Raw genomic sequence first — 13,447 nt, forward strand, 5'->3', positions numbered from 1 at the left:
CTCCCCACCTTGCCCCACCACCCAATCAAATCGGGGTAATGGAAGTGATATGGGCATCCCCGTCCAGTGATTTGAAGATCTGCACCACGGCTTCGCCATGGATCGGTTTGGCAAGCGGCACAGTGCTCTTGCACTTGAAGCGGTAGTTGGTGCCAGCCACCACTTGAGTGGAGACTTCAAAGGGTACGTACTGCACCCCGACAAATCCTTTCAGCGCCTGGTCAAATACCGCCTGATCCTCGGCGGTCAGCTTGTGATATGCGGTCCATCCACCCACCAACACTGCTTGTTCTGACATATCAAACTCTCCGTGCTCTATGATCCCGACTCGTTTGGCCGTTCGGGCTGCGCCCCGTTGATTCAAGTGGTTTCCGGTCTCCACCGGGGTGCCATCACTGCCGGTCGGCGCGATGACGATGAGCAAATTTGCGCAGCTATCTGCAACTGGATCAGCCCTCCCCCTTTCCACAAGCCGCTGTTGACAGCAGGCTCAATTGGCATGAGAGAGCCTAGTGCGAGATCGCAAAAATGCCCCTGTCACATATGACAGGGGCAAGGTGGCGAAAAAGCTGCTCGAAAAAAGAAGATATGTGGCGCAAACGATTGAGAAAAGAAAAGACGCCTCAAGGGCGTCTTTTTGCATTTTTATGCTCGAAGGGCAGAAGGGCGCGCGCCGCTTATTCCCATTCGATGGTTGCAGGCGGCTTGCCGGAGACGTCGTACACCACGCGGGAGATACCGTTGATCTCGTTGATGATGCGGTTCGATACGTGACCGAGGAAGTCGTACGGCAGGTGAGCCCAGTGGGCAGTCATAAAGTCGATGGTTTCGACGGCGCGAAGCGCAATAACCCAGTCATATTTGCGACCATCGCCCATCACGCCAACGGAGCGCACCGGCAGGAACACGGCGAACGCCTGGCTGACCTGGTTGTAGAGGTCGGCTTTGCGCAGCTCTTCGATAAAGACCGCATCGGCGCGGCGCAGAATATCGCAGTACTCTTTCTTCACTTCGCCAAGGACGCGCACGCCCAGACCCGGGCCCGGGAACGGGTGACGGTAGAGCATGTCGTAAGGCAGACCCAGCTCCAGACCGACGCGGCGCACTTCATCTTTGAACAGCTCGCGCAGCGGCTCGACCAAACCCATCTTCATCTCTTCCGGCAGGCCGCCGACGTTGTGGTGAGACTTGATGACGTGGGCCTTGCCGGTCTTGCTGGCAGCAGATTCGATAACGTCCGGATAGATGGTGCCTTGCGCCAGCCACTTGGCGTTTTTCAGCTTTTTCGCTTCATCATCAAACACTTCGACGAAGACGCGGCCGATGATCTTGCGCTTGGCTTCCGGCTCGTCAACACCGGCCAGGGCAGAGAGGAAGCGCTCTTCCGCTTCAACCTTGATGATGTTCAGACCAAAGTGATCGCCAAACATCTCCATCACCTGCTCGCCTTCGTTCAGACGCAGCAGACCATTGTCAACGAAGACGCAGGTGAGGCGATCGCCGATGGCACGGTGCACCAGCATGGCGACCACGGAGGAGTCGACACCACCGGAGAGGCCGAGGATCACTTCATCGTCACCCACCTGCTCGCGGATGCGGGCAACGGCGTCGTCGATGATGGTGGCCGGGGTCCAGAGGCATTCGCAGCCGCAGATGTCTTTGACGAAGTGCTCCAGCATGCGGGCACCCTGACGGGTGTGGGTCACTTCCGGGTGGAACTGCACGCCATAGAAGCGCTTGGCTTCGTTGGCCATGGCCGCGTGGGGGCAGGTCGGGGTCTGGGCGATGGTGGTGAAGTCGGCCGGAATGGTGGTGACCTTGTCACCGTGGCTCATCCAGACATCCAGCAGGGCATTGCCGTTGTCGGCGATGGCATCTTCGATATTGCGCAAGAGGGCGCTGCTCTTGCCAGCTTCGCCCAGCACTTCCACCTTGGCGTAACCGAATTCACGCTCGGTGGAGGATTGCACCTTGCCACCCAGCTGCTCGGCCATGGTCTGCATGCCGTAGCAGATACCGAACACAGGGACACCGGCGTTGAACACATACTCGGGGGCACGCGGGCTGCCCGCTTCGGTGACGGACTCGGGGCCGCCGGAGAGGATGATGCCGCTCGGATTGAATTCGCGGATCTGCTCTTCGGTTACGTCCCAGGCCCACAGTTCGCAGTAAACGCCGATTTCGCGCACGCGGCGGGCGATCAGCTGGGTGTACTGGGAACCGAAGTCGAGGATAAGGATACGGTGCTGGTGAATGTCTTTAGTCATTTTATTCCTGCATCAGGCTGATGTTGTCACAAAGGGCACGGGATAAAAAAAGGGTGGAAAAACGGGGCGCAGGGCCCCGTTTTATCAGCCCATCCGATAGTTGGGGGCTTCTTTGGTAATGGTCACATCGTGGACGTGGGACTCTTTCATCCCGGCGCCGGAGATGCGCACAAATTCAGCTTTAGTGCGCATGTCGTCGATGGTGGCGCTGCCGGTCAGGCCCATGGAGGAGCGCAGGCCGCCCATCTGCTGATGGATGATCTCTTTGAGGCGACCCTTGTACGGCACGCGACCTTCGATGCCTTCCGGCACCAGCTTGTCGGCGGCGTTGTCGGTCTGGAAGTAGCGATCGCTGGAACCTTTGGACATGGCGCCCAGGGAACCCATACCACGGTAGGATTTGAAGGAGCGACCCTGATAGAGCTCGATCTCGCCCGGCGCTTCTTCAGTACCGGCGAACATGGAGCCCACCATGACGCAGCTGGCGCCCGCGGCGATGGCCTTGGCGATGTCGCCGGAGAAGCGGATACCGCCGTCGGCAATCACCGGAATACCGGTGCCTTCCAGCGCGTCAACGGCGTCGGAGATGGCAGTGATCTGGGGCACACCCACGCCAGTCACGATACGGGTAGTACAGATGGAGCCCGGGCCGATACCGACCTTGACGGCGTTGACACCGGCAGCAGCCAGCGCCTTGGCGCCCGCGGCGGTAGCGACGTTGCCACCGATGATCTGAAGATCCGGATAGGCGTCACGAGTGGCCTTGATGCGATCCAGCACGCCCTGGGAGTGGCCGTGGGAGGAGTCGATCAGCAGCACGTCAACACCGGCTTCCACCAGCGCAGCGACACGCTCTTCGTTACCGGCACCGGCACCAACCGCAGCACCGACCCGCAGACGACCCTTGTCATCTTTACAGGCGTGGGGCTTGCGCTCGGCTTTCTGGAAATCTTTAACGGTGATCATGCCCTTGAGTTTGAAGTCGGCGTTCACCACCAGCACTTTTTCGATACGGTGCTTTTGCATCAGGGCAACCACCTCTTCACGAGGGGCCCCTTCACGCACGGTGACCAGACGATCTTTCTGGGTCATGATCTGTTCAACGGTCTGGGAGAGGTCAATCACGAAGCGCACGTCACGGCCGGTGATGATACCGACCAGCTGATTGCCGTCAGTCACCACGGGGTAACCGGCGAAGCCGTTCTTGTGGCTCAGCTCCTTGATTTGGGCGATGGTCATGTCAGGGCGCACGGTAACGGGGTCAGTGACCACGCCGCTCTCGTACTTCTTGACCTTGCGCACTTCGGCAGCCTGCTGCTCGATGGACATGTTCTTGTGGATAAAGCCGATACCGCCTTCCTGGGCCAGTGCGATAGCCAGACGGGCTTCGGTCACTGTGTCCATGGCAGCGGAGATCATCGGGATGTTCAGGCTGATGGCAGAGGTCAGCTTGGTACGCAGATCGGCAGTATTGGGAAGAACTTCGGAGTGGGCGGGAACCAACAGTACATCGTCGAAGGTTAACGCTTCTTTGGCAATCCTGAGCATGGCAATATCTCACCGTTGAGGAAGTGGGGGTGTAAAATATTGCCGACGAAGTTTACTCACGCATTGGTCACTGGTAAAGAAGTTTTTTGAATTTTTTATGGCATAGCCCTCGTTTAGGCGGCCAAAACGCCAAAAAACCAAGATTATCAGTACGAAAAGTGCCATTTCGGGGCAAAAGAGTTGGCTAACCGGTGATTTATGCAAAACCGGTAGGTGCCGACGCAGCCTAACCCCCATGCAACGGGATGATCGACAGGGGCTCAGGGGGCAAGCGGCCTCTGATCACCCTCCCCTTGTCTTGTGTCCTTGTATTGTCTCTTGCCCTCGCGGCGACCACTCGCACCGGTATCATTCTCTTCTCAATGTCCTTTGCTCGGTCTGGATAATAAATTTCGCCCGCTGACAATATATATTTTCTGGCACAACAAGGGTTGCCTCTCTTTATTATTTTCGTCCCACCATCCGCAGCAAGGTATTATCTTTATCCAGCAGATGATGTTTCAACGCCCCGACAATGTGCACTAGCAAAAATGCCAGCATGACATATGGCAAATAAATATGGATTGTGTGGGCAATATCCCGAACGGATTCACTGAATGGAATCACATTGGCAGGATCACGGATATCTGGATTCATCGGAATAATAGACCAGCCAAATATCGCAACACCTCGGCCAGCCGCTGCGGAATAACAGAGACCGGACACCGGAATAAGCAGCGTTGAAATCAGCAAACCCCAGTGGATCGCCCTGGCTGCCAATGCCTCGTAAACAGGATATTGACGCACAGGCTCAGGCCACCCTCTAACAAGGCGGAAAATGGCGCGGGGCAGGATCAAGATCAGTGCAATCACCCCCAGAGATTTATGCAGGGCATAGAGATCCCATATTTCAAATTTAACCATCAGATAGCCCACAAGGGTCAGGCCAATCATCAGCAAGGCAACCGACCAGTGCAGCAAACGGGTCGTCAAACTTAAGCGGATTGAGGGATTCATAAGCTACTCCAAACAGGGGGCGAGTAAACGTTGGTCAAGATGGTGGCGCCGTGAACATCAGCAACACCTGAGAGATCAACGGCATCTAGGCAAGCCGCGACTTGGCTAGATGCAGGCAAGCACGAGGGCTTTTATAGGGAGCCATACTGCCTGCCCGAATAAACGGCAGCGTTTCCAATCTTGCTTTTCTGCTGCTGGCGCCTCCTGCTTCACGCCCTCCCCCTGTTTCGGGTTAAGATAGCGGCCATTGTTTTATCCCGGCCCCGCCGGTGCAGACCACAGGTACGCCATTGAACCGATTTACTCCATCCAGTACGGCGAACGGCCGCGAGCAGCAGGTCTTTACCGTCACCCGCCTCAACAGCGCCGTGCGCATGATCCTGGAGCAGGATCTGGGGCTGGTGTGGCTGACCGGCGAGCTCTCCAATCTGGCGATGCCAAGCTCCGGCCACTGGTACTTCTCCCTCAAGGACATGTCGGCGCAGGTGCGCTGCGCCATGTTCAAGGGCAACAACCGGCGGGTGGCGTTTCGCCCGCAGGATGGCATGCAGGTACTGGTGCAGGCGCGGGTCTCCCTCTATGAGCCGCGCGGCGACTACCAGCTGATCATCGAGTCGATGCAGCCCGCAGGCGATGGCGTGCTGGCGCTGCGTTTTGAAGAGCTCAAGCGCCGCCTCGGCGCCGAGGGGCTGTTTGACGAAAGCCGCAAGCGGCCGCTGCCCCGCGAACCGCGGGCGGTGGGTCTTATCACCTCCGCCACCGGCGCCGCCCTGCACGATATGCTGACGGTGCTTAAACGGCGTGCGCCGGATCTGCCGATCTTTATCTACCCGACCCAGGTACAAGGCAGCGCCGCCATCAGCCAGATCGTCGCGGCGATCGCCAAAGCGAACCAGCGCGCCGAGGTGGATGTGCTGATCGTCGGCCGTGGTGGCGGGTCGCTTGAAGATCTCTGGTGCTTTAACGAAGAGGCGGTGGCGCGCGCCATTGCCCACTCCGCCATACCTGTGGTGAGCGCAGTGGGTCACGAGGTGGATGTCACCATCAGCGACTTTGCCGCCGACTTGCGCGCTCCTACCCCGTCGGCCGCCGCCGAGCTGGTGGCGCCGGATCAGAGCGCCCGTGCCCAGCGTCTCGTTCACCTCAAGCAGCGACTGCTGCAGGCGATGAGCCGCCAGCAAACCGCCGCCCGCCACGATTTCATCCTGCTGCAAAAGCGGCTCGACCATCAGGATCCGAAACGGCGACTGGAGCAGCAATCACAGCGCCTCGACGAGCTCTCCACCCGTTTGCAGCAACTGCTGCGCCAGCGGTTGCATCAGGGGGAGCGGCGCCTTACCAACCTTGAGCTGCGCCTGCAGAGCAAGAGCCCGGAACGTTTGCTGGCCGTGGGCAAGCGCCGCCACCAGCTGGCCGAGGAGCGGCTCTATGCCCTGATTGCCAAACGCCAGGATCTGGCGAGCCACCGCCTCGCCATGCTCACCGCCCGCCTCGACGGGGTGAGCCCGCTTGCTACTCTGGGTCGCGGCTACTCCATCACCCGTACTGCGCGTGGCGACGTCATCAGCCGCGCCGATCAGGTCAACAGTGGCGATCAGCTCGTCACCACCTTGGCACAAGGGAGCCTGCAGGTGCGGGTCGAGGAAGTTATCAAAGACTCAGCGCAGTAGATCAGCTGCATCAAACCACCAGCCAATCTGCTATTCAGCCCGGCAATCAGCCAAAAACAAAGGCCACCACCGCAAACAGGGTGGTGGCCTTTTTTATCTCGGGTGCTGTCGCCTGCTCACCCCTTGGCGCGGCGGGCGACCAGGGTGAACTTGTAATCATCGCTCTTGAAGAAGTTGCGACTGAACTCGAACACGGTGCCATCTTGCAAGAAGCCACGGGAAACCTTCTCGATAATGGGCTTGGCAGGATCGATACCGAGCGCCTCCACCACCTGCGCCGAGGGGAGCACCGGAATGATCTCCTGCTCGCTGCGGTCGATCACCAGCTGCTTCACCTCCTCGATGTAGTGGTACTTGGAGCCCTGCATCACCGCATAACTGAGATCGGGGAAGAGGGCGAGCGGCATCCAGGTCTCCTCGAGCGTTACCGCGATCTGGCGAATAAAACGCACCCGCTTGACGTAGTAGACCAGCGCCCCTTCCAGCAGATTGAGCCGCTCGGCCAGCTCGCTGCTTGCCTTGATCACCTCGAAGGCGAGAATGTCGCTGTGGGTCTCGGCCGCCGGATCAGTCACCTTCTCGTAGAGGCTGGTGAGCTGATAGATGTCGTAGTTCACCTTCTCCTGCCGCACATAGCTGCCGCTGCCCTGAATGCTCTCGATGACGTTGAGTTCGGTCAGCTGCTTGAGGGCCTGACGCACCGTCACCCGGCTCACCCCGAACTGCTCGCGTAGCTCGGCTTCGGTGGGCAGGGCATCGCCGGGGGCCAGCTCCCCTTGCGCAATCCACTGCTGGATGGTGTCGGCTATCTGGCGATACATGGGTTTTTTCGACACGAAAGGCCACCTCGTCGGCTCTGCGCCATGATAAATGGAAGAGGCGCCATTCTACCCCAGTTGCATGGCAGACAAAACGGCTCAGCCCCATTTGACCTAACAAATCACCTTGAACAAACAATACAAAAACAATACAAATAACGAATTGTATGATACTACTCACAAAAATCAGTCGGCCGGTTTGTTAGCATCGCTGTCACTTTCACCATGACGGCTTGCTGGCAAGCCAACCTGACAGAGGATCATCATGAATCTGACCAGTCTTACCGGCCCCCATCTCATCACGCTGCAAACCCGGTTTGCCGATCGGGATGCGGCCATTCATGCCCTGGCTGATCGGCTCGATCAGGCCGGCAAGCTGCACGACAAGGCCGCCTTTCTGGCCGCGGTCATGGCCCGCGAGGCGCAGGGCCCCACCGCCCTTGGCGAAGGGCTGGCGGTGCCCCACGGCAAGTGCGATGCGGTGCGCGAAGCGGCCTTTGCCGTCGCAACCTTAAGCGAGGAGCTGGGCTGGGAGGGGATCGACGGCCCCGAGCCGGTCAACCTGATCTTCATGCTGGCGATCCCGACCGATCAGGCGGGCTCGACCCATATGCAGCTGCTCACCACCCTCACCACCGCCCTGGTGGATGACGATACCCGCGAGGCAGTGCTGGCGGCCCAGAGTGCCGAGCAGCTGATGGCGCTGCTCGATGGTGAAGGGGATAGCGGCAAGCAACCAGCAAAAGAAGACAACTTAGATACAAATCAACCCACTGTGGTCTGTGTCACCGCCTGTCCGGCGGGGATCGCCCACACCTATATGGCTGCCGAGTATCTGGAAAAGGCGGGGCGCAAGCTGGGCATTCGGGTACTGGTCGAGAAGCAGGGTGCCAACGGCATCGAGGATCGCCTGCCGCAAGAGGCGCTCGATGCTGCGGTGGCTTGCATCTTCGCCGCCGAAGTGGCCATCAAGGAGCAGGAGCGTTTTGCCGGTATCCCCCGGATCGAGACACCGGTGGCCGAGCCCATTCGCCATGCCGAGCGGATCCTCAATGATGCGCTGGAAGCGGCCAAGGCAGGGCGCACCGCCCCGACGCCCAACCCCAGCCAGAGCGACGTGCCGACCGGCAAGAAGGTGAGCCTCAAGACCGAACTCAAGCAGGCGCTGCTGAGCGGCATCTCCTTTGCCGTGCCGCTGATCGTGGCAGGCGGTACCGTGCTCGCCGTCTCTGTGCTGCTGGCCCAGATCTTCGGCCTGCAACATCTGTTTGATACCGAGAACTCCTGGCTCTGGATGTACCGAAAACTCGGCGGTGGCATGCTGGGCACCCTGATGGTGCCGGTTCTGGCGGCCTATACCGCCTACTCGCTGGCAGACAAACCGGCGCTGGGCCCGGGCTTTGCGGCGGGACTGGCCGCCAATATGATTGGCTCCGGTTTTCTCGGCGGCGTGGTCGGTGGCCTTATCGCCGGTTACCTGATGCGCTGGGTCAAGCAACATGTGCGCCTTAGCCCCAACTTCAACGGCTTTCTCACCTTTTACCTCTATCCGGTGATCGGCACCCTGGTGGCAGGCAGCCTGATGCTGTTTGTCATCGGCCAGCCGGTAGCCTGGCTCAACAACAGCCTCACCGAGTGGCTCAATGGCCTCTCCGGCACCAATGCGCTGGTCCTGGGCGCCCTGCTCGGTTTTATGTGCTCGTTTGACCTGGGTGGCCCGGTCAACAAGGCGGCCTACGCTTTCTGCCTCGGCGCCATGGCCAACGGCGTCTACGGCCCCTACGCCATCTTCGGCGCGGTCAAGATGGTCTCGGCCTTTACCGTCACCTTCTCCACCCTGCTGGCGCCGCGCCTGTTCCAGACCTTCGAGATCGAGACCGGCAAGTCCACCTGGCTGCTGGGGCTGGCAGGGATCACCGAGGGCGCCATTCCGATGGCCATCGAAGATCCAATCCGGGTGATCGGCTCCTTCCTCGCAGGCTCGGTGGTCACCGGCGCCATGGTGGGTGCCATGGGGATTGGTCTCTCCACCCCGGGGGCCGGCATCTTCTCCCTGTTCCTGCTCCATGATGGCGGCCACGGCGCCCTGATGGCTGCCGCCGTCTGGCTCGGTGCGGCGCTGGTGGGCACCCTTATCTCCACTGTGGTGCTGATCGGCTGGCGCCGTCACGCCATGCAGCGCGGCACCTATCAGGTGGTCGCCGCAGAGTAAGGCTCATCTTCACTACCGATTTTTCAACAGACTATTTTTCCGCACGGCAGGCAAGGGCCGCCGTGCGTCAGCAAAGGATCATTGTCATGACAGTTTCACGAGTTCACATCACGCCGCACATGCACTGGGATCGGGAGTGGTACTTCACCACCGAGGAGTCCCGCATCCTGCTGGTCAACAATATGGCGGAGATCCTGGCGCGGCTTGAATCCGACCCCGACTACAAGTTCTATGTGCTGGACGGCCAGACCGCGGTGCTGGAGGATTATTTCGCCATCCAGCCCGAGAACAAGGCCCGGGTGAAGGCGCTGGTGGAAGCGGGCAAGCTCATTATCGGCCCCTGGTACACCCAGACCGACACCATGCAGGTGAGCGGCGAGTCCATCCTGCGCAACCTGCTCTACGGGATGCGCGACTGCCTTAGCCTTGGCGAGCCGATGAAGATCGGTTACCTGCCCGACTCGTTCGGCATGTCCTCCCAGCTGCCCCACATCTTCAACGGCTTCGGGATCGATCGGGCCATGTTTTGGCGCGGCTGCTCCGAGCGCCACGGCACCGACAAGACCGAGTTCCTCTGGCAGAGCAACGATGGCAGCGAGGTGACCGCCCAGGTGCTGCCGCTCGGCTACGCCATCGGCAAGTACCTGCCGGAAGATGAAGCGGGCCTGCGCAAGCGGCTCGAATCCTACTTCGAGGTGCTGGAGAAGGCCTCGGTGACCCAGGATATCCTGCTGCCCAACGGCCACGACCAGATGCCGCTGCAGCAGAACATCTTCGCCATCATCGACAAGCTTCGCGAGATCTACCCCCAACGTGAATTCCACATGAGCCGCTTCGAGCAGGTCTTCGAGCGCATCGAGGCGTGCCGCGACCAACTGGCCACCCTCAAGGGGGAGTTCAACGACGGCAAATACATGCGGGTGCACCGCACCATCTCCTCCACCCGGATGGACATCAAGCTGGCCCACGCCGCCATCGAGAACAAGATCGTCAACATCCTCGAACCGCTGGCGAGCATCGCCTGGGCGCTCGGCTTCGAGTACCACCACGGGCTGCTCGAGAAGATGTGGAAGGAGATCATGAAGAACCACGCCCATGACAGCATCGGTTGCTGCTGCAGCGACAAGGTGCATCAGGAGGTGATGACCCGCTTCATTCTGGCCGACGACATGGCCGAGAACCTGATCCGCTTCTACATGCGCAAGATTGTCGACAACATGCCGGTGGCGCTCTGTGAAGACGGAGTACAGGTGGCTGACAAGCTCTGCCTGTTCAACCTGATGCCTTTCCCCCGTCAGGAGGTGATCAACACCAGCATCCGCATTCGCGCCCAATCCTTTGCCCTGCGCGATGAAGCGGGCCAGCCGGTCCCCTATTTCATCCGCGCCAGACGCGAGATTGACCCGGGTCTGGTGGACAGACAGATCGTGCACTACGGCAACTACGACCCCTTTATGGAGTACGACATCCAGCTCTGCCATCCGCTACCTGCCATGGGCTACTGCACCCTCCATATCGAGGGCAATCAGCCGGGACTGGAGCAGCCGGTGACGACCAGCGGCGAGCTGCTGGAGAACGATTTTTACCGCATCGCCCTCAATGACAACGGCACCCTGCAGATCCTGGACAAGCTGCGCGGCACCACCTTCGATCAGGTGCTCACGCTGGAAGAGGGCTCCGATGATGGCGACGAGTATGACTACTCGCCATCGCGGGACGAGTGGCTGCGCTACTCCACCGAGTTTGCGGTGACCCGCGAGGTCACCCATCAGGCGTGGCAGAGCATCGCCACTCTCACATTGCGTATGGCATTGCCTGCCAACCTCGCCGAGCGAGCCAGCCGCCAGTGCAGCAGTCACCTCGATGTCACCTGCCGCATCACGTTGGCGCATCAGAGTCCGCGCATCGACATCGAGCTGGAGCTCGACAATCAGGCCGATGATCACCGGGTGCGGGTGCTGATCCCCACCCCCTTCCCGAGCGACACAGTTGTTTCCGATAACCAATTTGGCTGCATCACCCGCCCTACCCGCGACAGCGCCATGGCGAACTGGGAGGCAGAAGGGTGGAAAGAGGCACCCATTCCGGTCTGGCAGCTGATGAACTTCGTCGCCCTGCAAGATGGCAAGCAGGGGCTGGCGGTACTGAGCGATGGTCTGCGCGAGTTTGAAGTGATCGGTGAGCAGTGTGACACCCTAGCACTCACCCTGCTGCGCGGGGTCGGCGTACTCGGCAAAGAGGAGCTGCTGCTGCGCCCGGGTCGCCCCTCCGGCATCAAGCTGCCCACCCCGGACTCCCAGGTGCGTGGCAAGCTCAGCTGCCGTTTCAGCCTGCTGGCGTTTGCCGGCGATCACATCAGCGCCAACGTGATGCAGGCGGCGCGCAGCTACCTCACCCCGGTGCGCTGCTACAACAAGATCCCGTTCGATGCCATGAAGCTCAACAAGGCGAGCTTCACCACCCCGCTCCACTTCAGTCTGCTCACCATGGATCCGTCCGGTCCGGTGCTGAGCGCCCTGAAGAAAGCCGAAGATGAAGAGGCGCTGGTGATCCGGGTCTACAACCCGAGCGAGCAGGCGGTACTAAAGGGTGGCAAAGTGAGCAGCGAACACGCCCTGAGCGACTGGCAAGCGGTGCGAATGGACGAGCAGCCCCAGCCCCTTGAACTGGCCGCTGGCGAGTTTGGCGAGCTGGCGCCGTGCCACTCCCGCAGCGTGCGCTTTCGGGTGGCTCGCGGCTAACGGTCGGTAACACCCACAGGTAGCAACAGGCGGGGAAGAGTCATCCCCTCCCCGCCTGTTTATCCCTTCAAGCTGGCCTGCCCCGCTTGATAAAGGCATAAAAAATCCCCGCCGATTGGCGGGGATTTTTATTGGGTTCTTCTTCATCCCGCGAGCGGGAGAGCACGCTTAGCTGGCCTTGCGCAGGATCTGCTCAAGGTAGTCGGCGAAGCGGTGACCGTGATGCTCCAGCAGTTTCGGGAACATGGAGATGGAGGTCATGCCCGGGAAGGTGTTGATTTCATTCAGCAGGATCTCCCCCTCCTCGGTCAGGAAGAAGTCGATGCGCGAGAGATGGGTCAGTTTCAGCTGACGGAACGCCTTGAGGGCATACTCGTGGATCGCATCGGCCTGCGCCTGGGTCAGCCCCTCGGCACGCAGTGCCGTCTCGGTATGGCTGGCGCTGCTGTACTTCTCTTCATAGGTGTAGAACTTGTCCTGCGGCACGCAGATCTCGCCCGGATAAGTCGCCACCAGCTCGTCACCATACTGGTAAACCGCCACTTCCAGCTCACGCGGCTTGACCGCTTTCTCGATCAGAACCTGTTCGGAGTAACCAAAGGCATCGGCAATACCTTTCACCAGGTCCGCTTCGTTGCTGGCAGAGTAGCAACCAACGGAAGAGCCCTGGGAAGCCGCCTTGATAAAGACCTTGCCCCACTTGGCCAGCGCGGCTTTGGCCTCGGCCAGCGCCGCCTCATTTTGCTCGGTCAGGAACAGGTATGGGGTGTTGGGAATGCCGATGGCGGAGAGCCACAGCTTGGTACTGATCTTGTTGAAGCAGATCTTGCTCGCCTCGGCATCGCAACCGAGATAAGGCAATCCAGCCAATTCGAGGAAGGATTGCAGATCGCCGGTCTCACCCGGGTAGCCGTGGATGCAGGGCACCACGTAATCCACCGGACGGGCCACGCTGTCGAACGAAAGCAGCTTGTCGAGCCCCAGCTTGCACTCGCGGCCATCGGCACTGAGCCAGCGATCGGCGAACATCTCGACGCGGGTCACTTCGACACCGGGCAGAAGGCCCAGTTGTTGCTCGAGGAAATTGGCGCTGCGCAGAGAAACTTCGTGCTCTGAGCCACCGCCGCCGCACAGCAGCAAGACATGCATGTTCTTCATTAGATGTGATCCCTTGGGAAAAGCGGCCTCGTCATGA

At 60.1% G+C, this 13,447-nt stretch carries 9 protein-coding genes; 3 read left to right on the plus strand and 6 right to left on the minus strand.

What is annotated here, in order from left to right:
* Positions 1-25 precede the first annotated feature (25 nt).
* From AB5Y67_RS08825 to AB5Y67_RS08840, 4 genes are all read right to left on the minus strand, one after another.
* Complete coding sequence (locus tag AB5Y67_RS08825; RefSeq protein ID WP_005337011.1) at positions 26-298, minus strand: hypothetical protein; 273 nt, start codon at positions 296-298, stop codon at positions 26-28.
* Positions 299-677: 379 nt separating this feature from the next.
* Positions 678-2,267, minus strand: a complete 1,590-nt coding sequence (guaA, locus tag AB5Y67_RS08830) for a glutamine-hydrolyzing GMP synthase (protein ID WP_040066364.1) — start codon at positions 2,265-2,267, stop codon at positions 678-680.
* A gap of 84 nt (positions 2,268-2,351) precedes the next feature.
* The gene (gene guaB / locus AB5Y67_RS08835) at positions 2,352-3,815 is read right to left on the minus strand and encodes an IMP dehydrogenase (RefSeq protein ID WP_005360033.1); all 1,464 of its coding nucleotides are present in this window, start codon (positions 3,813-3,815) and stop codon (positions 2,352-2,354) included.
* Positions 3,816-4,259: 444 nt separating this feature from the next.
* Positions 4,260-4,811: a cytochrome b gene (locus AB5Y67_RS08840; RefSeq protein ID WP_199428064.1), complete on the minus strand. Its 552-nt coding sequence runs from the start codon at positions 4,809-4,811 to the stop codon at positions 4,260-4,262.
* A 290-nt stretch (positions 4,812-5,101) separates the two neighbouring features.
* Between AB5Y67_RS08840 and xseA the strand changes: the two genes are divergently transcribed.
* On the plus strand, positions 5,102-6,481 hold the full coding sequence (gene xseA / locus AB5Y67_RS08845) for an exodeoxyribonuclease VII large subunit (protein ID WP_199428065.1): 1,380 nt from the start codon (positions 5,102-5,104) through the stop codon (positions 6,479-6,481).
* A 116-nt stretch (positions 6,482-6,597) separates the two neighbouring features.
* Here xseA and AB5Y67_RS08850 read toward each other — a convergent pair whose 3' ends face one another.
* Positions 6,598-7,317: a GntR family transcriptional regulator gene (locus AB5Y67_RS08850; protein WP_005337027.1), complete on the minus strand. Its 720-nt coding sequence runs from the start codon at positions 7,315-7,317 to the stop codon at positions 6,598-6,600.
* A 247-nt stretch (positions 7,318-7,564) separates the two neighbouring features.
* Between AB5Y67_RS08850 and mngA the strand changes: the two genes are divergently transcribed.
* Positions 7,565-9,511 carry a PTS 2-O-a-mannosyl-D-glycerate transporter subunit IIABC gene (mngA, locus tag AB5Y67_RS08855; RefSeq protein ID WP_199428066.1) on the plus strand — a complete coding sequence of 649 codons (1,947 nt, stop codon included), beginning with the start codon at positions 7,565-7,567 and terminating at the stop codon, positions 9,509-9,511.
* 86 nt (positions 9,512-9,597) lie between these two features.
* Positions 9,598-12,252, plus strand: coding sequence for a mannosylglycerate hydrolase (mngB, locus tag AB5Y67_RS08860; RefSeq protein WP_199428067.1), 2,655 nt, complete (start codon positions 9,598-9,600; stop codon positions 12,250-12,252).
* A 168-nt stretch (positions 12,253-12,420) separates the two neighbouring features.
* On the opposite strand, the gene AB5Y67_RS08865 is transcribed toward mngB, so the two are convergent.
* Complete coding sequence (locus AB5Y67_RS08865) at positions 12,421-13,410, minus strand: D-alanine--D-alanine ligase (protein ID WP_058057457.1); 990 nt, start codon at positions 13,408-13,410, stop codon at positions 12,421-12,423.
* Between the last annotated feature and the right edge of the window lie 37 nt (positions 13,411-13,447).

Origin of the sequence: Aeromonas sp. s12 (genome assembly GCF_040907925.1) — a bacterium.
In the GTDB taxonomy this organism is placed as follows: Bacteria; Pseudomonadota; Gammaproteobacteria; order Enterobacterales; family Aeromonadaceae; genus Aeromonas; species Aeromonas veronii.